Source organism: Cyanobium sp. NS01, assembly GCF_014280235.1.
In the GTDB taxonomy this organism is placed as follows: domain Bacteria; phylum Cyanobacteriota; class Cyanobacteriia; order PCC-6307; family Cyanobiaceae; genus NIES-981.
In genome coordinates this window covers 2,261,874-2,280,989 of record NZ_CP047940.1, presented here as the reverse complement: position 1 = coordinate 2,280,989, position 19,116 = coordinate 2,261,874, and the positions used below count along the sequence as shown (strand labels likewise).

General features: G+C 69.6%; 22 protein-coding genes and 1 tRNA gene. 6 read left to right on the top strand and 17 right to left on the bottom strand.

The window, feature by feature from the left end:
- Positions 1 to 12: 12 nt before the first annotated feature.
- Both rodA and CyaNS01_RS11970 read right to left on the bottom strand, forming a co-directional pair.
- Complete coding sequence (gene rodA, locus CyaNS01_RS11975; RefSeq protein ID WP_186697259.1) at positions 13 to 1,290, bottom strand: rod shape-determining protein RodA; 1,278 nt, start codon at positions 1,288 to 1,290, stop codon at positions 13 to 15.
- A gap of 9 nt (positions 1,291 to 1,299) precedes the next feature.
- A complete protein-coding gene (locus tag CyaNS01_RS11970; RefSeq protein WP_186697258.1) occupies positions 1,300 to 2,418 on the bottom strand; it encodes an Mrp/NBP35 family ATP-binding protein in 1,119 nt (372 codons plus the stop codon).
- Between the two features lie 146 nt (positions 2,419 to 2,564).
- Here CyaNS01_RS11970 and hemF point away from each other — a divergent pair, with 146 nt between their 5' ends.
- Positions 2,565 to 3,647, top strand: a complete 1,083-nt coding sequence (gene hemF, locus CyaNS01_RS11965; protein WP_186697257.1) for an oxygen-dependent coproporphyrinogen oxidase — start codon at positions 2,565 to 2,567, stop codon at positions 3,645 to 3,647.
- A 50-nt stretch (positions 3,648 to 3,697) separates the two neighbouring features.
- Here hemF and CyaNS01_RS11960 read toward each other — a convergent pair whose 3' ends face one another.
- The gene (locus tag CyaNS01_RS11960) at positions 3,698 to 4,516 is read right to left on the bottom strand and encodes a dehydrogenase (protein WP_186697256.1); all 819 of its coding nucleotides are present in this window, start codon (positions 4,514 to 4,516) and stop codon (positions 3,698 to 3,700) included.
- A 34-nt stretch (positions 4,517 to 4,550) separates the two neighbouring features.
- Positions 4,551 to 5,102: a cofactor assembly of complex C subunit B gene (locus tag CyaNS01_RS11955; protein WP_186697255.1), complete on the bottom strand. Its 552-nt coding sequence runs from the start codon at positions 5,100 to 5,102 to the stop codon at positions 4,551 to 4,553.
- A 108-nt stretch (positions 5,103 to 5,210) separates the two neighbouring features.
- On the opposite strand from CyaNS01_RS11955, the gene CyaNS01_RS11950 reads away from it, so the two are divergent.
- On the top strand, positions 5,211 to 5,885 hold the full coding sequence (locus CyaNS01_RS11950; RefSeq protein ID WP_186697254.1) for a ribonuclease D: 675 nt from the start codon (positions 5,211 to 5,213) through the stop codon (positions 5,883 to 5,885).
- Positions 5,886 to 5,906: 21 nt separating this feature from the next.
- On the opposite strand, the gene CyaNS01_RS11945 is transcribed toward CyaNS01_RS11950, so the two are convergent.
- Together CyaNS01_RS11945 and CyaNS01_RS11940 are read right to left on the bottom strand one after the other, a co-directional pair.
- A complete protein-coding gene (locus CyaNS01_RS11945; RefSeq protein ID WP_186697253.1) occupies positions 5,907 to 6,164 on the bottom strand; it encodes a hypothetical protein in 258 nt (85 codons plus the stop codon).
- A gap of 98 nt (positions 6,165 to 6,262) precedes the next feature.
- The gene (locus tag CyaNS01_RS11940; protein WP_186697252.1) at positions 6,263 to 7,516 is read right to left on the bottom strand and encodes a lipid-A-disaccharide synthase-related protein; all 1,254 of its coding nucleotides are present in this window, start codon (positions 7,514 to 7,516) and stop codon (positions 6,263 to 6,265) included.
- A 44-nt stretch (positions 7,517 to 7,560) separates the two neighbouring features.
- On the opposite strand from CyaNS01_RS11940, the gene CyaNS01_RS11935 reads away from it, so the two are divergent.
- Positions 7,561 to 7,631: transfer RNA gene (locus CyaNS01_RS11935), tRNA-Cys, on the top strand.
- Between the two features lie 26 nt (positions 7,632 to 7,657).
- Here CyaNS01_RS11935 and CyaNS01_RS11930 read toward each other — a convergent pair.
- Both CyaNS01_RS11930 and CyaNS01_RS11925 read right to left on the bottom strand, forming a co-directional pair.
- Positions 7,658 to 8,194, bottom strand: a complete 537-nt coding sequence (locus CyaNS01_RS11930) for a hypothetical protein (protein ID WP_186697251.1) — start codon at positions 8,192 to 8,194, stop codon at positions 7,658 to 7,660.
- A gap of 5 nt (positions 8,195 to 8,199) precedes the next feature.
- A complete protein-coding gene (locus CyaNS01_RS11925; protein ID WP_186697250.1) occupies positions 8,200 to 8,370 on the bottom strand; it encodes a hypothetical protein in 171 nt (56 codons plus the stop codon).
- A gap of 35 nt (positions 8,371 to 8,405) precedes the next feature.
- Between CyaNS01_RS11925 and CyaNS01_RS11920 the strand changes: the two genes are divergently transcribed.
- Complete coding sequence (locus tag CyaNS01_RS11920; RefSeq protein ID WP_186697249.1) at positions 8,406 to 9,386, top strand: aldo/keto reductase; 981 nt, start codon at positions 8,406 to 8,408, stop codon at positions 9,384 to 9,386.
- A 27-nt stretch (positions 9,387 to 9,413) separates the two neighbouring features.
- Here the strand turns inward: CyaNS01_RS11920 and CyaNS01_RS11915 are convergent, their stop codons facing one another.
- Both CyaNS01_RS11915 and purM read right to left on the bottom strand, forming a co-directional pair.
- Positions 9,414 to 10,064: a hypothetical protein gene (locus tag CyaNS01_RS11915; RefSeq protein ID WP_186697248.1), complete on the bottom strand. Its 651-nt coding sequence runs from the start codon at positions 10,062 to 10,064 to the stop codon at positions 9,414 to 9,416.
- 94 nt (positions 10,065 to 10,158) lie between these two features.
- On the bottom strand, positions 10,159 to 11,199 hold the full coding sequence (gene purM / locus CyaNS01_RS11910) for a phosphoribosylformylglycinamidine cyclo-ligase (RefSeq protein WP_186697247.1): 1,041 nt from the start codon (positions 11,197 to 11,199) through the stop codon (positions 10,159 to 10,161).
- Positions 11,200 to 11,612: 413 nt separating this feature from the next.
- Here purM and CyaNS01_RS11905 point away from each other — a divergent pair, with 413 nt between their 5' ends.
- Positions 11,613 to 12,116 carry a septal ring lytic transglycosylase RlpA family protein gene (locus tag CyaNS01_RS11905; RefSeq protein ID WP_186697246.1) on the top strand — a complete coding sequence of 168 codons (504 nt, stop codon included), beginning with the start codon at positions 11,613 to 11,615 and terminating at the stop codon, positions 12,114 to 12,116.
- A gap of 132 nt (positions 12,117 to 12,248) precedes the next feature.
- Entirely contained in the window at positions 12,249 to 13,799 is a 1,551-nt protein-coding gene (locus CyaNS01_RS11900) for a bifunctional pantoate--beta-alanine ligase/(d)CMP kinase (protein WP_186697245.1), read from the top strand.
- Between the two features lie 18 nt (positions 13,800 to 13,817).
- Here CyaNS01_RS11900 and CyaNS01_RS11895 read toward each other — a convergent pair whose 3' ends face one another.
- From CyaNS01_RS11895 to cpcA (CyaNS01_RS11865), 7 genes are all read right to left on the bottom strand, one after another.
- Positions 13,818 to 14,309, bottom strand: a complete 492-nt coding sequence (locus CyaNS01_RS11895; protein WP_225875668.1) for a low molecular weight protein-tyrosine-phosphatase — start codon at positions 14,307 to 14,309, stop codon at positions 13,818 to 13,820.
- Positions 14,306 to 14,968, bottom strand: a complete 663-nt coding sequence (locus CyaNS01_RS11890) for a HEAT repeat domain-containing protein (RefSeq protein ID WP_186697243.1) — start codon at positions 14,966 to 14,968, stop codon at positions 14,306 to 14,308. Before CyaNS01_RS11890 ends, CyaNS01_RS11895 begins: the two co-directional genes overlap by 4 nt.
- A 5-nt stretch (positions 14,969 to 14,973) precedes the next feature.
- On the bottom strand, positions 14,974 to 15,798 hold the full coding sequence (locus tag CyaNS01_RS11885; protein WP_186697242.1) for a HEAT repeat domain-containing protein: 825 nt from the start codon (positions 15,796 to 15,798) through the stop codon (positions 14,974 to 14,976).
- A 214-nt stretch (positions 15,799 to 16,012) separates the two neighbouring features.
- Positions 16,013 to 16,501, bottom strand: coding sequence for a phycocyanin subunit alpha (gene cpcA / locus CyaNS01_RS11880; RefSeq protein ID WP_186697240.1), 489 nt, complete (start codon positions 16,499 to 16,501; stop codon positions 16,013 to 16,015).
- 70 nt (positions 16,502 to 16,571) lie between these two features.
- Positions 16,572 to 17,090, bottom strand: a complete 519-nt coding sequence (locus tag CyaNS01_RS11875) for a phycocyanin subunit beta (RefSeq protein WP_186697239.1) — start codon at positions 17,088 to 17,090, stop codon at positions 16,572 to 16,574.
- A gap of 378 nt (positions 17,091 to 17,468) precedes the next feature.
- Positions 17,469 to 18,320: a phycobilisome rod-core linker polypeptide gene (locus CyaNS01_RS11870; RefSeq protein ID WP_186697241.1), complete on the bottom strand. Its 852-nt coding sequence runs from the start codon at positions 18,318 to 18,320 to the stop codon at positions 17,469 to 17,471.
- Positions 18,321 to 18,611: 291 nt separating this feature from the next.
- Positions 18,612 to 19,100: a phycocyanin subunit alpha gene (gene cpcA, locus CyaNS01_RS11865; RefSeq protein ID WP_186697240.1), complete on the bottom strand. Its 489-nt coding sequence runs from the start codon at positions 19,098 to 19,100 to the stop codon at positions 18,612 to 18,614.
- Positions 19,101 to 19,116: the final 16 nt, after the last annotated feature.

The following is a 19,116-nucleotide window of genomic DNA, read 5'->3' as shown; positions in this document are numbered from 1 at the left end:
GTTGGGTTCTCCTTAGCGGCGGCTCGGCGAGCTTCGGCCCCGCCGCGCCACCGACGCGCACAGCCCGAGGGCCATGAAGTTCATCAGCATGGCCGAACGGCCATAGCTGAGGAAGGGCAGGGGAATGCCCGTGATGGGCCCGAGGCCGATCGTCATGTTGATGTTCACCACCACCTGGAACATCAGCATGGCGCCAATGCCCACCACCACCAGCGATTCGACATCGCTGCGGGCCCGGCCGGCGATCTGCAGCAGGCGCCACATCAGCAGCACAAAGCCGAGCACCACCAGCACCGACCCCAGGAAACCGGTTTCCTCGCCCAGGGCGCTGAAGATGAAATCGGTGTGCTGCTCGGGGATGAAGCGCAGCTTGGTGAGGGCCCCCTGCATCAGACCGGTGCCCCAGAGCTGGCCGCTGCCGATGCCCACCGTGCTCTGCAGCAGGTGGTAGCCGCCGCCGAGGGGATCCTGGCCGGGGTCGAGGAAGAGGGTGAGGCGATCCCGCTGGTGCGGCCGCAGCCCGTGGGCCCACAGCCAGGGGGTGAGCACGGCGAAAGCGCTCTGCACCGCCACGGCCACGGTCAGCATCACCCGCTTCCAGGGCAGGCTGGTCCAGGCGAGCCAGCCCATCAGCGGAATCCAGCCCAGCAACAGCCAGGGCAGGGTGCCGGCGGCAATCGCGCTCACCAGGGGCGAGAGCAGCAGCACCAGCCAGGCGGCGGGCATGCCGGCCCAGAACAGCATCACCAGCAGCACGGCGCCGAACACCAGGGAGGTGCCCAGGTCGGGCTGCACGAACACCAGCAGCCAGGGCAGCCCGATCAGGCCCACCGGGCGCAGCAGGTCCACGGGCCGCTCCACCGGGTGGCGGGCCAGCACCTCGGCCAGCAGCAGGATCGCCCCGAGCTTGGCGAACTCTGAGGGCTGCACGTAAAAGCCGCCGATGTTGATCCAGCTCTGGGCTCCCAGGGCGCTCACTCCCACCAGCCGCACGGCCACCAGGCTGGCCACCATCGCCCCGTAGATCGGCCACTTCAACGCCACCAGCCGCTCCACGGGAATGCGAGCCAGCAGCAGCGCCACCCCCAGCCCCACCACGCCGGTGACCCAGTGCTGATACCAGTCGGCGTAGTTCGCCTGGCGCTGGGTGCTGGCGATCAGCACGCCGGCCAGCAGCACCATCGCCATCGGAATGCCCCAGAGCAGCCAGTCCAGATCGGCCAGGGGCCGCCTTCTGGCTGAATCGCCTCCTGAAAACAGGCCGCGACTGCGGCGGTTGAGGCTGAGCATCCCCAGCGATCAGAGGGGAACGGCCGCCAGGGCCGTCACCCGCTCGGCCAGGGCTGTGAAGCCGCGAGCCGTGGCGGAGTGGGGTGCCGTGAGCACCACGGGACGACCGCCATCGCCCGCTTCCCGTACCGGCATCTCCAGCGGCAGTTCTGCCAGCAGGGGAACTCCGGTTTCCTTGGCCAGCCTGGCGCCGCCACCACTGCCGAAGATCGGATAAAGCTTCTCGGGTGCATCGGGGGGGATGAAGCCACTCATGTTCTCCACCACGCCCAGCACGGGAATGCCCATCTGCTGGAACATCGCCAGGCCGCGGCGGGCATCGGCCAGCGACACCTCCTGGGGCGTGGTGACCACGATCACACCGGCCATCGGCACCGCCTGGGCGAGGGTGAGCTGGGCGTCGCCGGTGCCTGGCGGCAGATCCACCACCACCACATCCCGTTCACCCCAATCCACTTGATAGAGGAACTGGCGGATGATGCCGTTGAGCATCGGACCCCGCCAGATCACCGGCTGGTTGGCATCGATCAGCAGACCCATCGACACCATGGCGATGCCACAGCTCTGCATCGGCCGCAGCACCTGAGCCGCCCCCTCACCACTCACTTCCGGGGTGCGGCCGGCCACTCCCAGCATGGTGGGCGCGTTGGGGCCGTAGATGTCGGCATCGAGCAAGCCCACCCGCAGGCCCTGCTGGGCCAGGGCGCAGGCGAGGTTCACCGCCACGGTGCTCTTGCCCACGCCGCCCTTGCCGCTGCTCACGGCGATCACCTGTCCGACCCCCGGGATCTCCTGGCGCTGGGGAGGCTGGCCGGGGGCGCTGCTGGGGCCGTGGCCAGCGGCGCCGATCGGTGCACCGGAGGGGGCCGCGGCAGCGCCTGCCGCCTCGGGCTGGGCGAGTTCGATCTGAACGTCGCGCACGCCCTCGAGGTTGAGCAGGGCCTCGCGGGCCTCGCTGGCAATGCGGTCGCGCTGGCTCTGGGCAAAGCTGGGCAACGCCAGACGGATCACCGCCCGTTCACCCTGCAGGCGTGGGTCCTGAACCCAGCCCAGCTCAAGCATGGGCCGGCCACTGCCGGCATCGGTGAGGCGGCTGAGGGCGGCACGAGCCTGCTCGACAGTGGCCATCCGATCCGCATGCACAGGGCGTTGATCCTAGAAGGCACCTGTCGAGGCCAAGGGTCTTGCGCCGTGACAGTGCCTCTCGAAGGCTTGATGGGCGGCCCTGCGGCCTGAAAGGGTGAAGGGGTTTCAGGCCCCTGGGGCACGGTGTGATGGAGAAGGCCAAGGTGATGCCCAGCCCCGACGGCGGTGACGCCGCCACCCTGGTGCTGGAGTCGCCTCCCGCTGACTCCCGCCAGCGAGCCCGCACCCTCCTCCGGGGTCTGCAGGACTCGATCTGCGCCGGTCTGGAGCAGCTCGATGGCGAGGGTCGCTTCGCTGAGGAGAGCTGGGAGCGGCCCGAGGGCGGCGGGGGGCGCTCCCGCGTGATGAAGGAGGGCCGCGTCTTCGAGCAGGGCGGCGTGAATTTCTCCGAGGTGCAGGGCTCTGAACTGCCACCCTCGATCCTGAGTCAACGCCCCGAGGCGAAGGGCCACCCCTGGTTTGCCACGGGCACCTCGATGGTGCTGCACCCCCGCAACCCCTACATCCCCACGGTTCACCTCAACTACCGCTACTTCGAGGCGGGCCCGGTGTGGTGGTTCGGCGGTGGCGCCGACCTAACGCCCTACTACCCCTTCCTTGAGGATGCCCGCCATTTCCACCGCACTCTCAAGGAGGCCTGCGACGGCGTCAACCCTGCCTATTACCAGGTGTTCAAGCCCTGGTGCGACGAGTACTTCCACCTGAAGCACCGCCAGGAAAGCCGCGGCATCGGCGGCATCTTCTATGACTACCAGGACCCCGGCGGCGTGCTCTACAAGGGCCAGAATCCCGATGGGGCCGCCGCCGCGGCCAGCCTGCGCCAGGGGGCGATCAGCCAGAGCTGGGAGCAGCTCTTCGCCCTGGCCACGGCCTGCGGCCAGGCCTTCCTGCCCAGTTACGTGCCGATCGTGGAGCGCAGGCAGGCCACTGACTACGGCGATCGGGAACGGCAGTTCCAGCTCTATCGCCGCGGCCGTTACGTGGAGTTCAACCTCGTCTTCGACCGGGGCACGATCTTCGGTCTGCAGACCAATGGCCGCACCGAGTCGATCCTGATGTCCCTGCCCCCCCTGGTGCGCTGGGAGTACGGCTACAGCGCCGAGCCCGGCAGCCGCGAGGCCCTGCTCACCGAGGTGTTCACCCGCCCCCAGAACTGGTTGGACGACTCCTCCCTGGAGCAGCGCTGCGCCCCGCATCAGGCGCTGGGCTGAGGACAGCGGCCCCCTGCCCTAGGCGCGAGCTGGCCTCAGGTGCGTGCGTTTCAGGGACGTGCTCGCCGCTCCGGCGCCACGCCCACGGGCAGCTCACCGATGGGGCTCGGGGTCTGGAGGTTCAGCCCACGTTCAAGCGCCTCCACCACCCGTAGCGCAATGGCCGTGAGGGTGGCGTCGCGGCGGCCGGGGTCGCGCAGGGCCGCCTCCAGCACCCCCTCCAGTTTGCCGATCTCCAGGATGGCGATGCCACGGCGGGGGGCGCCCAGGCCGTTGCGGTAGAGCAGCGGGTAGGAGCCGAAGGCCAGGGCCAGGCTCTCGTCGAGGCGGCTCGGGTGGCGGTGCAGCGGTGGAATCAGGCCCGAGCCCACCCCGTCGGGGCCGTAGGCGTCGTAGTGGATTTCCAGGGCGTAGCCGCCGGCTGCGGCATGCGCTTTGCCCACACTCCAGTTGGTGCGTGGGTCGTCGGCGTCGGCAATCGTGCGCGCTGGCGGGTCGTAGAAGCGCAGGTTCAGGCCCCGCTGCCGGCCCAGGGCCACCACGGCCCGCGCCGTGAGCAGGTTCCAGTGCAGCTCATCTCTGAGGCCCGGCTGCATCGGCCTGGCGCCGCGGAGCGCCACCGCCTCGCCGGGCGTGCCGGCGCCGGCGATGCCCTGGGAGTCGGCATGGCCGGCCAGCACCAGGATCTCGGTCTCAGCGCCCAGGGGGCGCAGGCCCACCCAGTCGCGGTCGGGGCCGAGCCGGCTACGCGGGCCGGTGAGGGGGTCGGGGGCGTAGGCCTGGGGGGCCCGCGCCGTGGCGCCGGGGGCCAGCAGGATCGCGGTGAGCCCCAGCAGCAGCAGCGGGCGGGCGGTGGCGGAGAAGGCCATGGCGATCAAGGCGACAGGCGCACAGCAGGGCGGTTCAGATCGGCGAGCTCAGCAGGTTGCCATCACTGAACAGGCCCAGCTTGGGGCCCAGCTCCAGTTCCAGGGCGATCAGCTCATCGCGATGGGCCCGCAGGCGCAGGGCACTGCCGGTGGCCTGGTCATGGCTGATCAGCCGCAGTTCCACGGTTTCAGGCCGCTCGGCGCGGCGCCGATACACCACCCCGGCCAAGGGGCCGACCAGAACGAGCAGCAGCGGCCACCACAGCAGGCCCGGCTGCACCTGGCGGATCACCAGGCCCAGGGCTCCTGCCCCCACGCCGCCCAGCAGCGACAGCAGCAGCGCCAGCGGAACGCTGGAGCGCACCTGGCCGCGAAAGCGCAGGGAGCGCTGTTCGGGGTCGCTGGCCTCCGCCATCCAGCCCCGTTGCAGCAGCCAGGCGCTGAGGCTGTCGAGCACCTCCAGCGGCGGCTTGGAGGAGCGCACCTCCACGGTGGTGGTGCGGTCTTTGCTGGCGGCGCGCAGGAAGAACACCAGCCCCACCGCCATCAACAGGGTGAGCACCAGGGTGGAGCCAGAGGAGAGCATGGTCTGCCGAAATCCCGACCCATTCTGCTGGCGCGGGCCCGGGGCCGGGAAGTCCCGCTGTGCCCGTCCAACATGGGGCCTGATCCCCAGCCGCTTGCCTGCCCCTCCATGACCGCAGCTCCCACCAGCAACCTCCCCGCCCCGGCGCGCTTCGCCGTCTTCGACGGTGATCTCGATGCCACCTGGGCGGAGCTCTACGCCGGCGCCCGTGCCCTGGCGGTGGACACCGAGGCCATGGGCCTGATCCACGGCCGCGACAGGCTCTGCCTGGTGCAGATCTGCGACGACGACGACAATGTGTGCTGCATCCGGCTGGCCCGGGGTCAGAGCTCGGCGCCACGGCTGCAGGCTCTGATGGAGAGCAGCGCCACCGAGAAGGTGTTCCACTTCGCCCGCTTCGATGTGGCGGCCCTGGCGGAGAACCTCGGCATCGCCGTGGCGCCGATCTTCTGCACCAAGATCGCCAGCCGCCTGGCCCGCACCTACAGCCCCCGGCATGGGCTCAAGGATGTGGTGCAGGAGCTGGTGGGGGTGGAGCTCGACAAGCGGGCCCAGAGCTCCGACTGGGGCCAGGTGGAGGACCTCAGCGAGGCCCAGCTGGCCTACGCCGCCGGCGATGTGCGCTACCTGCTGGCCGCCCGCGACCGGCTGGAGCTGATGCTGCGGCGCGAGGAGCGCTGGGCCCTGGCTGAGCGCTGCTTCCAGTGTCTGCCGGTGTTCTCCGACCTGGATCGTCAGCGGTTCCACCTGCTGTTCGAGCATTCCAGCGGAGGCCAGCGCTGAGCGACTGGGCCCCGGGGGCGTTCAGTCTTCGAGCATGAAGTGTTCGTCGCGGCCTACCGCCTCCAGCAGGGAGGAGAGCCGGGCGTGGTTGTCGGCGCTGCTGGCGGTGGCCTCGCTGAGCAGCTCTTCGGCCAGGGCCTGCTTGCCGGCGGTGTCGCGGATGGCCCCGGCGGCGGCCTTCATCTCCACCCGGCGCCGGGCGGCCCCCAGGCTCACGCCCATGGCGCTGGCCAGCCTGGCGCAGGCCGCGTTGTAGGCCCGATCAGGGATGCCTGCCATGGAGTTGCCCGCCGTGGGTGGGTGATCCCCCAGTATCCCAGTCCCTCCTCCGCTGCCCCTGGGCGGATTCCCTCTGCCTCAGCAGCGGGGCGTCAGGATCAGGCCAGGAGTCGCTGCTCCAGCAGCACGGCCAGCCGCTGGCTCCCCCCGGCCGTTCCCATGCGCCGTCGCCCGATCCGGCCCAGGGTCTGCCGCAGGGCCGGGCTGGCCAGGAGCGTTCTGAGCCGCTCCGCCAGCTCCCGGGGGGTGTGGCAAGGCTGAACGGCGCCACCCAGCAGCCGGCTCTGGCGCCGTGCGAAGCCCGCCTTGAACTGGGGACCCGGGCCCGGCAGGGACAACACCGGCACCCCAAGCCCGGCGAGCTGCTCGGTGGCGGTGCCGGCCGTGGCCAGGCCCACCTCGGCCCAGCCGGCCCACTGCTGAAAGCGCTCTGGACCCAGCAGCACCTGCAGCTCACCCCTGTGCCAGGTGGCAATGGCGCCACAGGCCTCCAGCTCCGGTGTCAGCACGCCCTCCTGCAGGCCATGACGGCGCAGCAGCTGATCCCATTCATGCGGATCGGGCCTGGCCGCACTCGCCAGCAGCAGCGTCGTGGGGCAGGCGGGCTCCCAGGCCTCCAGCACCCCCAGCAGCCTGGCGGCATTGCGCCGTGATTCCGGCTCCCGGCTGCCCGGCAGCAGCAGCAGACGCTGGCGCCGGCTCAACCAGGCCGGCGGCGATGGCTGCGGCTCCAGTCCATCCAGCATCGGGTTGCCCGGTGCCAGGGCGGCAATCCCATGCCGCCGCAGGCCCCGGGCCGTGAAGCGGTCGCGCACGGCCACGATCCGGCAGCGCCGATGGCCCATCAGGGCCCATTCCCAGGGATCCCATTCGCTTCCCTTGCAGGCGTGGTAGCGGTCGGCCAGGGGGCTGGCGCCCCAGCCGGTGGGGGGCGCCGAGGCCCAGGTGAAATCACTCTTCGGGGTGCCGATGAAGCCGTAGGCAGCGCCACTGGCCCAGGCCAGCAGCAGGGGCAGCAGATCCCCCACCGCCAGCAGCGGCGCACCGCTGCGGCCCCAGGCCCGCACCCAGCGCCACTGGTGCCAGCTGAGCTGGGCCAGCCCGGCGAGCAGGTCCTGGCCCAGGCCCCCCAGGCTCTGGTTGGAGAAGCCGCCGCTGGGCAGGGGGCTGCGGGGCCCCACCAGCTGCAGCTGGCCCGCTGCGGCCGCCGCGGCGAAGGCCCGCCCCTCGCCCACCAGGGGCAGCACCAGCACGGCACGCTCGGGCCGACGCTGCCGCAGGGCCTGCACCACCCGCAGGGCGATCAGATCCTCTCCGTGGCCGTTGCTCAGAACCAGCAGCGGGAGGGGCATGCCATGGCTGATACGATCCGCTCACGGGAGTTTGCTCCCCGGTCGGCGGCATGGCCAAGTGGTAAGGCAGAGGATTGCAAATCCTTTACCCCCAGTTCGAATCTGGGTGCCGCCTCTTCTTGAATTGCCGGGCGGCAGGCCCTAGGGGGCTGCCTCGGCGATCCACGAACCTCCCTCCCGGCTGCTGGCATCACAGAGCACCCGGTCGCGCTCCAGCACGCAACTGCCCTGCACCAGATGGGTCTGGGGCAGCCCCATGATCAATCCCCTGTCGTCGTAGCGGCTGTCCGCCACCGTGCTCACCAGCAGCCGCGTGGGCCATTGCGGCTCGCACTGGCCATCCACGGAGCAGCGCATCGCGGGCTGCCCGGCCTGGAGCTGGCCCACGAACAGCAGCTCCTCGGCCATGGTCCGGGACCCATCAGCCTCCACCAGAAACCGCACCGTGAGCAGTCCGGCCAGGTTCTGATCCAGGCGCAGTGCCTGGCAATTCTGCTCGCGTCGGTTGATCTGCAGATCGCACTGGCGCGTGGGGCTGGCCCAGCGTCCGAAGCCCTCGGCCCGGGCCGTCAGGCGCCCAGCCAGGAGTCCCGCCAGAGCGGCTGTCGCCAGCAGCAGGCCCGTCGCCCCGCCCAGCCAGGGCGCCCTGGCTGCCCCACCAGGGCTCAGTGGCCGCACAGACCTCAGTAGCCGGAATCCGCCACGCAGAACCCCTGGCAGCTGATGCCATTGCTGGCGGTGCGGCCACAGTGGTTGCAGAGCACCGGCTCGGCGCCGGCCGCTGGCGGAGAGGAACTGGAACACGGCAGTTCGGCAGGCTGGCTGGAGGACTCGGGCGTTGGCAGCGCGCTCATCTTCGACTCTTTCACCCCGGGCTCATCTCCACACCATGGCGCATTCCTCCCCGTCCCTGCCCGTCGCCCCCGGCATCGGCGTGGGCACCTGGGCCTGGGGCAATCAGCTGCTCTGGGGCTATGACCCCAGCCAGGACGCCACCCTGCAGGCCACGTTCCAGCGGGCGGTTGAGCTGGGTCTGCACTGGTTCGACACGGCTGACTCCTATGGCACGGGGCGCCTGAACGGCCGCAGTGAGCAGTTGCTGGGTCGTTTCTGCGCGGCGCTGCCGCCGCAGCAGAGCGAACGCCTCCTGGTGGCCACCAAGCTGGCCCCCTTCCCGTGGCGGTTGGGCCGCGGCGGCTTCCGGCGGGCGTTTGCCGCCTCCCGTCGACGCCTGCAGGGGAAGCTCGACCGGGTCCAGCTGCACTGGAGCACGGCCCGCTATGCCGCCTGGCAGGAGGGGCCGCTGCTGGAGGGCCTGGCCGATCTGGTGACCCAGGCTGAGGTGGCGGAGCTGGGGGTGTCCAACGTGGGCCCGCGGCGGTTGCGCCAGATGCATCGGCGCCTGGCGGCCCGTGGCGTGCGGCTCGCAAGCGTTCAGGTGCAGCTCTCACTGCTCTCGCCTGCCCCGATCGAACCTGGCGGCGTGGCCGAGGTGTGCCGGGAGCTGGGCATCGAGCTGATCGCCTACAGCCCGCTGGCCCTCGGGTTGCTGGCGGCCAGCCACGAGGCACCGGCCCCAGCAGGAGCCAGGGGGGCACTGTTTCGCCGCTTGGCGCCCCAGCTGGCTCCGTTGCGCGAGGCGATGGCGGTGATGGCTCAGCGCCGCGCCGCGCCGGCGGCGGCCGTGGCGCTCAACTGGTGCCGTTCCCACGGTGCCATGCCGATTCCCGGACTGCGCAGCCCCGCCCAGGCCGAGGCCGCCGCCGCCGCCGGCCGCTGGCTCCTGGAGCCAGCTGAGCGTGAGCTGCTTGACCAGCTGGCCGGTGGGCTGATGCGCAGAATGCCCGCCAACCCCCTGGCCAGCGACTGATCCTGCCGCTCAAACTGATCCTGCCGCTCAAAAGGAGGAGGGCGCCGGAGTGAGCACCACGGGCAGCACCTCCGGCGTGGGCCTCTCCCCATCGGCAGGGGCTGGCACACTGGCGCGGCTGTCGGTCGCCCTGCTGGGGGCTGCCTGAGTGACCAGCTCAGGGCCGCAGGCCTCCAGGGCCTCCTGGAGGAGGGAGTCGAAGGTGGCTCCCGGCAGACGGTGGCGGGCCAGTTCCATGAAGGCCCGGGCCAGGGATTCCCCAGCTGCGGCCCGCAGGGCTGGATTGTTGCGGCGCAGCTCCTGTTCCTCGGCGATGGCGCGGATGAACCGCTCGGTCACATCCCGTTTGGTGCTGGCCCGGATGCGGGTGTCGAGTTCGGTCTGGGTGAGGCTGAGCTGGCCCTCCAGTTCAGCCAGCCGCCGCAGCAGGCTCTCCAGCACCTCGCGGGCCTCCTTGTCGATATGGGCCAGCTGGCCGTCGGAGAGCCGCGGCAGATCCGCCACGTAGACCTTGCCGTGGTCGCGCAGGGTGAGGAAGGTGGGCCGCAGGCCAGTGCGGATCGTGCCGGCATGGCCCTCCCGCGGCCGGATTGGCCGAATCGGTGGCACCGGCCCGGCCGAGCTGCGGCGTCGGGTGATGCGGGAACCGGAAGCGAAGGGAGGTTGCGACTTATTCATGCATTCATGCCTTGGACAGGGGGAGTCGGATGGTCTGCAGGCGGAGCGGACCGGCTCAATCTGCCAGCGCAGCGGCGGCGACGGCTGGTGTCACTCAGAGTGGCAACCCTGCCACGCCTGGAGCGCCGTTCGGATCGTCTGCGGCCCGCACCTCTCCCACGGGCCAGGCCGCGTATCCCGTGGCGGCACAACAGGCCAGGGCTGGCTCCTGCGCCTCAGGCGGCACCACCAGGCAGAACCCCACCCCCAGGTTGAAGGTGTTCCAGAGGTCGGCCTCCGGCACATCGCCGGCCTCCTGCAGCCAGCGGAACACGGCCGGTCGCTGCCAGCTGTCGGGATCGATGGCCGCCTGGAGCCCCGCGGGCAGGCAGCGGGGCAGGTTTTCCGGCAGTCCTCCGCCGGTGATGTGGGCCATGCCGCGCACGGGGATGGCGCTGGCCAGCAGGGCCTTCACCAGGGCGCCGTAGAGGCGGGTCGGGGTGAGCAGGGTGTCGATCAGGGGGCGGTCCGCGCCTGGCAGGGCGGTGTCGACCCCGGCTCCGCTGGCCTCCAGGATGCGCCGCACCAGGCTGAACCCGTTGCTGTGGACGCCACTGCTGGCGATCGCCACGATGCGGTCGCCGGCCTTGATCCGGGTGCCGTCGATCAGGGCGTCGGCCTCCACCACGGCCACGCAGAAGCCGGCCAGGTCGTAGCGCCCTGGGCCGTAGAAGCCGGGCATCTCCGCCGTTTCCCCCCCAAGCAGGGCACAGCCGCTCTGGCTGCAGCCAGCGGCGATGCCCTCCACCACCGCCGCCATCGCCTCAGGGCTGAGCTTGCCGGTGGCGATGTAGTCGAGAAAAAACAGCGGCTCGGCGCCGGTGGTGATCACGTCGTTGACGCACATCGCCACCAGGTCAAGGCCTACCCCATGGTGGCTCTGGTGGGCCTGGGCCAGCTCCAGTTTGGTGCCGACGCCGTCTGTGCCTGACACCAGCAGGGGGTCCTTGAGGCCGGCCGGCAGCCGGCAGAGGCCGCCGAAGCCCCCGAGCCCGCCCATCACTTCGGGGCGTCGGGTGGCCTCCACCGAGCTGCGGATGCGATCGACAAAGGCGCGACCGGCCACCACGTCCACCCCGGCAGTGCGGTAATCCATCGCTTTCAGCCCGCGTTCACGCCACTGATCCTCCGATGCCGCCGGCCAGGGCGCCGCAGGCAGGCCCAGCCGAGGCATGGGCCGGCTGAGGGGTTGGCCGGTTGCGCGATCGGCACAAGCTTGAATCAGCTGGGCTTATCGCCTTGATCGGATTGGCTGATGATTGTCTGGCTCAGAACAGCTCCCAATCCCAGTCTGCGGCTTGCGAGTGCGCTCTGATCATGAATTCTGATCAGATTCCTTGTAGCCAAAAGTGCCAAAACCCGGCTTGGGTTGCCCTTAATTTAGCGAAGTTGTTGTTCCGGTCCAGGAATTCCGCAGGCTTACGTGCTCCCGCTGAAAGCTTTAGCTGGGAGATACCAATGCTTGCGAACCTCATTCAGGTTGCTGTTCTGCAGCGGATTTCGCCTGTTATGCGTCGCACTCTTTCCTTCGGGGCCCTGGCCCTCACCCTGGCTGCAGGCGCTGTTGCTCCCGCCCTGGCGGTCGATCCCAGCAGCCTCAACGCTGCCGAGCCGGCCCAGGGTCTGGCCATCTTTGACAGCGAGTACTCCCCGGCTCCCTTCGAGGGGCTCAACGAGATTGCCCCGTCCGTTCGGATCGCCACCAGCAACCCCGGTGTGGTCAAGGTGATCCGGGGCCAGGCCAGCTGGTATGGCCCTGGCTTCTTTGGCAACCGCACCGCCAATGGTGAGCGCTTCCGCCCCGGCACCCTCACGGCCGCCCACCGCACCCTGCCCTTCGGCACCAAGGTGCGCGTCACGAACCTGCGCAACGGCCGCACCACGGTGGTGCGCATCAACGACCGCGGCCCCTTCGTCGGCAACCGGGTGATCGACCTCGCCCACGGCGCCGCCCATGAGGTGGGCCTGGTGTCCTCCGGCCTGGCTCCGGTGAAGCTCGAAGTGCTGCGCTGAGATCTGGGTCCTGCGCTGAGATCCGGCCTTGGGCCCGTCCCCCGGCTCAACGGCCTGGGTCATGTCCAGGATGATGCTTCCCCCCGGGCCCATTCAGGGCCTGGGGGGTTTGTTCTGTCGACTCCCTCCTCCGTGGCCCTGCTCAGAACCCGCCAAGAGCTCGAGGCCTGGCGCCGGCAGCAGCGGGGGCCTCTCCACTTTGTGCCCACGATGGGGGCGCTGCACCGGGGCCACGAGGCGCTGATCGCCCAGGCGGCCCAGCCCCGGGCAGAAGGCCTGCCGGTGGTTCTGGTGAGCGTGTTCGTGAATCCGCTGCAGTTCGGAGCCGGCGAAGACTTCAGCCGCTACCCCAGGCACCTGGCCCGTGACGGCGCCGTTGCCGCAGCCGCTGGGGCGGCTGCTGTGTTCGCTCCGGAGCCTGCCGAGCTGTTCCCAGGCGGAGAGGCCGAACTCACGCGCATCCAGCCGCCGCAGAGCCTGCTGCAGAGCCTGTGCGCGCCCGGGCGCCCCGGCCACTTCGCCGGCGTGGCCACGGTGGTGGTGCGGCTGCTTGCCCTGGTGCGTCCCCAGCGGCTGCTGCTAGGGGAAAAAGACTGGCAGCAGCTGGTGATCCTGCGGCGGGTGGTGCGGGATCTCGGCCTGCCGGTGACCGTGCAGGGCTGTGCCACGGTGCGGCAGCCCGATGGCCTGGCCTTCAGTTCGCGTCACGCCTACCTCTCGGCCCAGGAGCAGCGCCGGGCGACCGCCCTGCCCACCCTGCTCACGGCCATCGCTCGAGATGGGCTGAGGGGCGGCAGCGAGCCGACCCCAGAAGCCGCTGCAGAGTTGCGCCGGCGACTGGAGCAGAGTGGCCTCGATGTGGAGTACACCGCCTTGGTGGAGGCCCACAGCCTGAAGCCCGTTCACCGGGTGGCAGGGTTGACCCTGTTAGCGGCGGCAGTCCGCTGTGGATCTGCCCGCCTGATCGATCACACCTTCTTGATGAGTCGCGCCCCGATCGTCGCCATCGATGGCCCCGCTGGAGCTGGCAAGAGCACCGTGACCCGTGCCTTTGCCAGCCGTCTTGGCCTGATCTACCTCGACACCGGCGCGATGTACCGGGCCGTCACCTGGTTGGTGCGGCAGCAGGGGGCCGATCCGGCCGATGCCGCCGCCGTGGCCCCCCTGCTGCTCGATCTCGACCTGCAGTTGCTTGGTGGTGCCGAGCAGCGGGTGCTGCTGGGGGGGCAGGACATCACCGCAGTGATCCGCAGCCCGGAGGTGACGGCCCAGGTGTCCGTGGTGGCGGCCCACGCCTGCGTCCGGGAGGCCCTCACCGGCCAGCAACAGGCGATGGGCGCCAGTGGCGGCCTGGTGGCCGAGGGCCGGGACATCGGTACAGCCGTGTACCCCGACGCCGACCTCAAGGTGTTCCTCACCGCCACGGTGGCCGAGCGGGCCCGGCGCCGGGCCCAGGATCTGACCCAGCGAGGCTTTGTGGTGCCGCCCCAGGCGGAGCTGGAGGCCCAGATCGCCGATCGCGACCACCAGGACTCGAGCCGCAGCATCGCTCCCCTCTGCCGGGCCGGCGATGCCGTGGAGCTGATCACCGATGGCATGACGATCGAGGCGGTGATCGAGGCCCTGGTGGACTTGTTTCGCCAGCGCATTCCCCACGACGCCTGGCCGGATCCGGCGCCCTGAGAGGTCCGCCCGCCGGGTTCAGCGGGGCCGCAGCGCCTCCAGCAGCCCCGCGCAGGCGTCCTCCAGCAGGTCGAGCACCTGCTCAAATCCCTCGGGGCCGCCGTAGTAGGGGTCGGGCACCGCTGCGGCCTTGCGCTGCCGGCAGAACCGGGTGAGGGGAGTGATGCGGGCCCGCTGCGAGCCGGATTGGACCCGCTGGCTGAGGGCCCTCACCTGGGCGAGGTTGTCCTCGTCCATGGTGAGGATGTGATCGAAGCTGCTGATGTCGGCGAGCTGGATCTGGCGGGCCCGACTGGTGAGCTGAATGCCCCGTCTGGCGGCGGCCGCCTGCATGCGCTCGTCCGGCGGGTGGCCCCGATGCCAGCCGCCGGTGCCGGCGGAGTCGACCAGGAAGTGATCCTGGAGCTGCTCGAGGGCCAGCTGATGCAGGAACACCCCCTCGGCGGCGGGGGAGCGGCAGATGTTGCCCAGGCAGACGAACAGCACCCGGGTGGGTTGAGGGGGGGTCACGGTGTGCTCAGCCGTTGCAGGGCCAATGCGGCCCGTTGGCGCACCACCGGAGGATTGCCGGCCTCGTCCAGCGTCAGCCTGCCCAGGCCGTCCAGGCATTGCTGCAGGGGCTCAGATGCCGCTGGCAGGCCTGCCGCCAGGGTTTCCAGCCCCACCGCCACCGCGTAGCGCACCACCCACTCGCCATCCACGCTGGCGGCCAGCAGCGCCTGAAGGCATTGCTGCTGCACGGCCAGGGCCCGCTCCGGTGGCAACGCCGCCAGCTCCAGCTGGCCCAGGCCCCGGGCGGCAGCGCGCCGCACACTGGCGGCCACGTCGGTGCCCAGCGCTTCGATCAGCAGCTCCAGGCCGCGGATGTCGCCGATCCCCGCCAGGGCCCGCACCGCCCAGGCCCGGGCGCCGTAGTTCTCGGCATCGAGCTGGAGCAGGGCTTCCACGGCCCCCTCGCCGATGCTCACCAGCCCTTCCACGGCGGCCACGGCTGCGCCGGGGTTGTTGAAGCCGAGCACCTTCACCAGGGTGGCCGCGGCCTGGGGATCGCTGTGGCTGGCCAGGGCCCGGGTGGCCTGCGCCAGGGCCAGGCTGCTGTCGGCCCGCTCCACCGCCTCGATCAGCTGGTCCAGCTCAGGGCTGGTCTGGGGCTGGATGGCGCCGTTCATGCCGCTCACAGCAGGGCGTCCATGCTGGCGAACAGGGCCAGCTCACCCGGCTCGCCCTGGCCCCGTTCCACCAGACCCCGCAGGGCGATCAGTTTGAGGCTGTTTTCGGCCAGGGTGGCACTGATCGCGGCCAGGGCCGGCCGCCAGCCGGCGGCGCCCAGGTCCATCAGGGCAGCCCGCCGCACCTGCAACTGGGGATGGCCCAGCAGCTCCACCAGCAGCTCACCCCAGCAGGGGTCGCCGCTCAGCTGCAGCAGGCTGCGGGCGGCGGCGCTGCGCACGAGGGGGCGGGGGTGATCGATGAAGGGCCGCATCACGGCGATCACCTCAGGCCGGGCCACGCCGATCTCGCCCAGGGCCTCCAGCAGGGCTTCGCAGGGCTCCTGCAGCCGGGGGCTGCCAGGCTCCTGGGCTCCTGCGCTCTCCGGGCCGCTGGCCAGACGCTGGCAGAGGGCCTCCACGGCCTCCACGGCGCCGATCTCGCCGAGGGCGCGGGCGGCGGCTTCCCGCAGCCCGTGGTCGGCATCCTCCAGGGTGTCGAGCAGGTCGGGGATGGCGATAGCTGAGGCGGGAGCAAGCTTCCCGAGGGAGCGGGCCGCATTGCGGGCCACGGCGTTCTCCTCCACCCCTGCCCCTGGGTCCCGTGGCCGTCGCTGGCGCAGGGCCTGCTGCAGCAGGGGGATGGTGTCGGGGTGGCCGCAGCGCATGCGGCCCACCCACCAGGCGGCGTAGTACTGCTGTGAGGGGTCAGCGCCTTGGCGCAGGCGCGCCAGGGCCTCGGCTTCGCTGATCGGCTCCCCGGCTGGGGCTGCCCTGGGGGGTGCGGCCATGGAACGCGTCCCCGCGGAAGGGGGGGAGAGCTGGATCTGATGATGGCAGTACGGGTGACGGCTGTCCGCCAGGCGTCCTCGCGCCCGGGAACAGGGAAGCCGCCCCGTAGCGGAGTTCAAGCAAAAGCCCCCAGATGGGGGCGAGGAAGCCGATCCCCCCTTTGGGGGGGAAGGGATGTTTGGGTTGCGGTTGCGGCTGAGTCCTGAGCAGGAATCAGACGAGGGCGCTGATGGCGTAGTCGATGTAGTTGTTGGCGATGACGCCGGGGTCGCCGGAGATGCCGTGGTTGGCCTTGATGTAGGAGAGGGCCTCGACGTACCAGGAGGGGGAGAGCTCGAAGGCGCGGTTGATCTCATCGAGACCGGCGACGAGGTACTCATCCATGGGGCCGGTGCCACCAGCGACGAGGCAGTAGGTGACCATGCGGAGGTAGTAGCCGATGTCGCGTGCGCACTTGGCCTTGCCGCGTGAATCGGAGGCGTAGTTGCTGCCCTGCATCTGGGTGGTGTAGGGGAACTTGCTGTAGACGGCCTGGGCGGCACCGTTCACCAGCTCATCGGCTTTGGCGGTGAGGGTTTTGGCGGCGCTGAGGGCGTTGGCAGCGCGCTCAAAGCGACCGAAGGCGGCGTTGAGCTCGGTGTTGGAGAGGAAGCGGCCCTGGGAATCAGCGGCGGCGACGGCCTCGGTGAGGGGAGTCTTCATGGTGAGAGAGAAGGAGAAGGTGAACCCGCGTGGAGGCGGGTGAGTTCAAGAGAAGAGAGGGCCGAGGCGATCAGCCGACGGCGGCAGCAGCGCGATCGAAGTAGGTGCCGACTTCGCTCATGAGGGCGGCGCAGTCGCCTGGGGTGATGCCGTTGCGGTCGTTGGCGATGCCGATGGCGGCGTCCTTCATCTTGCGGATGCCTTCTGCGACGGAAGCGCCGGGGACGCCGAGGGCGAGGTAGGTCTCGCGGAGGCCATTGAGGCAACGATCTTCCAGGACGGAAGCATCGCCGGTGAAGATGGCGTAGGTGACGTAGCGGAGAACGATCTCCATGTCGCGCAGGCAGGCAGCCATGCGGCGATGGGTGTAGGCGTTACCGCCGGGGGCGATCAGAGCGGGCTGCGAATCGAAGAGATCGCGAGCAGCGTTGGTGACGATTTTGGAAGCGTTGGAGGTGATGCGGTTCACCGTGTCCATGCGCTTGTTGCTCTCGGCCACCATGGCAGCGAGGGCATCAATCTGGCCGGCGTTGATGAATTCGCCCCGGGCATCAGCCTGGGCTACAACCTTGGTGAAGGCGTCGAACATGGGTAAAACTCCTGATTGGCGACGAAGTGTCGGACAGTGGTGGTATGGGTCAGGCCTGACCAGATCAGCCTGGAGAGCTCCGCTCTGCCCGCGCTCTCCATGGCCCGAAGCTTCTGGGTGACTTCGGGCGGTGGGGAAGTTGGGGCACCAGGCGTTGCGGCTGCAAAGGAAGCCAACCGGCATGCGGTGAGGGGTGGGTCACTGCCGCGGTTGAGGTGGCGTTGCAGGCACGGAGGCCAAAACACCTGTCCATTGTTGGGGAGAGGGGCCGGGAGCGGGAGCCAGCTTTACGAATGGTCACCGCGGTGATCACCCTCAGCCCTTTTCCCAGTCCCCAACCCCTGGAGCCCCTGGCCTGGCCCCGCCCTTGCAGTCGGCTCAGTTGACCGGTGTCACGCTGGCCACGCGGCCGCCCTGGCGGTGAATCATCTGCTGGGTTTCCAGCATCTTGTCGAAGGTCACGAAGCGGGCGGTGCTGGCGCGCTTGTGCAGGCGGTAGTTGGTGAGCCCGGTGACCTCAATGCGGTACACCCGAGCCTTCTGGCCGATGCCGCGGGCCATGCTGGTGATCGATTCGTTCGGCACCTGGGTGGGCTGGTAGCCGGCTCCCTTGGCGTTAGGGCTCACCACCGGCACGGCCCGATCCTGGTGAAGCGCTTTGCCCAGGCGGAAGTTGGTGCCCGAGGTGTCGCCCTTCACCGAGGCGGCCACGCCACGGGCGAGCTGCATCAGCCAGGAGAACTGCCGGCCCTGCTGACCGCTGGAGTAGTCCCAGCCATGCACGAAGGGAACAACCTCTTCGCCGAAGCGTTGCTGGTACTCAGGGCTGTCGATGTAGGAATCGATTTCCGCATCAACACCTTCGTTCTGGAGAATTGTGAAGTGGTGCAGCATTTCTGCTTTGTCGTTGGGAGCCCGCCCCAGCAGATGCTTGTGGTTCAGCTCAATGAAATGATAGGGATTACAGTTCTCAAAGAACTTGCTGCGGTAGAGGCCGCTCTTGGCCACTTGCCGCACAAACTCGCGCACGGTCAATAAGTTGTGCCTGAACAGCGATTCCGGCTGTGTGAGCCTTTCGCTGTCCATGATGTATTGATTGCCCAGTACCTGCCTGTAGACAGCCCGCACCAGGCTGGCCTTGTCCTGTTGGGAGCTGACGCTCCAGTTCTCTTTGTTGCGATCACCGCTGAAGCGTTCGATTCCGAGGTGAGAGGCGTTGACGAGGGTCATGGCGGCTGGCTGAGGGAGGCTGCGCCGAAACGCCGGCGCATGTCGAGAAAGCCTATGGGTGGTTCAGGCTTATCACTCAAGCCCTAAGGCAATCTTCACAGCCCCCGCCCTGCGGGCGGATTGCTCCCCCGGCGTCCCCGCCCTCGTGGCCCGGCTGACCGCCTCTCTGCCTGGAAGCCCGTTTGGAGTGTGGCCAAGCAAAAGCCCCCAGATGGGGGCGAGGAAGCCGATCCCCCCTTTGGGGGGGAAGGGATGTTTGGGTTGCGGTTGCGGCTGAGTCCTGAGCAGGAATCAGACGAGGGCGCTGATGGCGTAGTCGATGTAGTTGTTGGCGATGACGCCGGGGTCGCCGGAGATGCCGTGGTTGGCCTTGATGTAGGAGAGGGCCTCGACGTACCAGGAGGGGGAGAGCTCGAAGGCGCGGTTGATCTCATCGAGACCGGCGACGAGGTACTCATCCATGGGGCCGGTGCCACCAGCGACGAGGCAGTAGGTGACCATGCGGAGGTAGTAGCCGATGTCGCGTGCGCACTTGGCCTTGCCGCGTGAATCGGAGGCGTAGTTGCTGCCCTGCATCTGGGTGGTGTAGGGGAACTTGCTGTAGACGGCCTGGGCGGCACCGTTCACCAGCTCATCGGCTTTGGCGGTGAGGGTTTTGGCGGCGCTGAGGGCGTTGGCAGCGCGCTCAAAGCGACCGAAGGCGGCGTTGAGCTCGGTGTTGGAGAGGAAGCGGCCCTGGGAATCAGCGGCGGCGACGGCCTCGGTGAGGGGAGTCTTCATGGTGAGAGAGAAGGAG

What these genes read in the sequence shown, in the direction of transcription:
- CyaNS01_RS11885 (WP_186697242.1), bottom strand. Translation starts at nt 15,798, where the DNA reads ATGGCCGCACCCCCCAGGGCAGCCCCAGCCGGGGAGCCGATCAGCGAA.
- CyaNS01_RS11925 (WP_186697250.1), bottom strand. Translation starts at nt 8,370, where the DNA reads ATGAGCGCGCTGCCAACGCCCGAGTCCTCCAGCCAGCCTGCCGAACTG.
- CyaNS01_RS11870 (WP_186697241.1), bottom strand. Translation starts at nt 18,320, where the DNA reads ATGACCCTCGTCAACGCCTCTCACCTCGGAATCGAACGCTTCAGCGGT.
- hemF (WP_186697257.1), top strand. Translation starts at nt 2,565, where the DNA reads ATGGAGAAGGCCAAGGTGATGCCCAGCCCCGACGGCGGTGACGCCGCC.
- CyaNS01_RS11955 (WP_186697255.1), bottom strand. Translation starts at nt 5,102, where the DNA reads ATGCTCTCCTCTGGCTCCACCCTGGTGCTCACCCTGTTGATGGCGGTG.
- CyaNS01_RS11915 (WP_186697248.1), bottom strand. Translation starts at nt 10,064, where the DNA reads ATGAATAAGTCGCAACCTCCCTTCGCTTCCGGTTCCCGCATCACCCGA.
- cpcA (WP_186697240.1), bottom strand. Translation starts at nt 16,501, where the DNA reads ATGAAGACTCCCCTCACCGAGGCCGTCGCCGCCGCTGATTCCCAGGGC.
- CyaNS01_RS11950 (WP_186697254.1), top strand. Translation starts at nt 5,211, where the DNA reads ATGACCGCAGCTCCCACCAGCAACCTCCCCGCCCCGGCGCGCTTCGCC.
- CyaNS01_RS11890 (WP_186697243.1), bottom strand. Translation starts at nt 14,968, where the DNA reads ATGAACGGCGCCATCCAGCCCCAGACCAGCCCTGAGCTGGACCAGCTG.
- CyaNS01_RS11940 (WP_186697252.1), bottom strand. Translation starts at nt 7,516, where the DNA reads ATGCCCCTCCCGCTGCTGGTTCTGAGCAACGGCCACGGAGAGGATCTG.
- CyaNS01_RS11945 (WP_186697253.1), bottom strand. Translation starts at nt 6,164, where the DNA reads ATGGCAGGCATCCCTGATCGGGCCTACAACGCGGCCTGCGCCAGGCTG.
- purM (WP_186697247.1), bottom strand. Translation starts at nt 11,199, where the DNA reads ATGGATTACCGCACTGCCGGGGTGGACGTGGTGGCCGGTCGCGCCTTT.
- cpcA (WP_186697240.1), bottom strand. Translation starts at nt 19,100, where the DNA reads ATGAAGACTCCCCTCACCGAGGCCGTCGCCGCCGCTGATTCCCAGGGC.
- CyaNS01_RS11920 (WP_186697249.1), top strand. Translation starts at nt 8,406, where the DNA reads ATGGCGCATTCCTCCCCGTCCCTGCCCGTCGCCCCCGGCATCGGCGTG.
- CyaNS01_RS11970 (WP_186697258.1), bottom strand. Translation starts at nt 2,418, where the DNA reads ATGGCCACTGTCGAGCAGGCTCGTGCCGCCCTCAGCCGCCTCACCGAT.
- CyaNS01_RS11875 (WP_186697239.1), bottom strand. Translation starts at nt 17,090, where the DNA reads ATGTTCGACGCCTTCACCAAGGTTGTAGCCCAGGCTGATGCCCGGGGC.
- CyaNS01_RS11960 (WP_186697256.1), bottom strand. Translation starts at nt 4,516, where the DNA reads ATGGCCTTCTCCGCCACCGCCCGCCCGCTGCTGCTGCTGGGGCTCACC.
- CyaNS01_RS11905 (WP_186697246.1), top strand. Translation starts at nt 11,613, where the DNA reads ATGCGTCGCACTCTTTCCTTCGGGGCCCTGGCCCTCACCCTGGCTGCA.
- rodA (WP_186697259.1), bottom strand. Translation starts at nt 1,290, where the DNA reads ATGCTCAGCCTCAACCGCCGCAGTCGCGGCCTGTTTTCAGGAGGCGAT.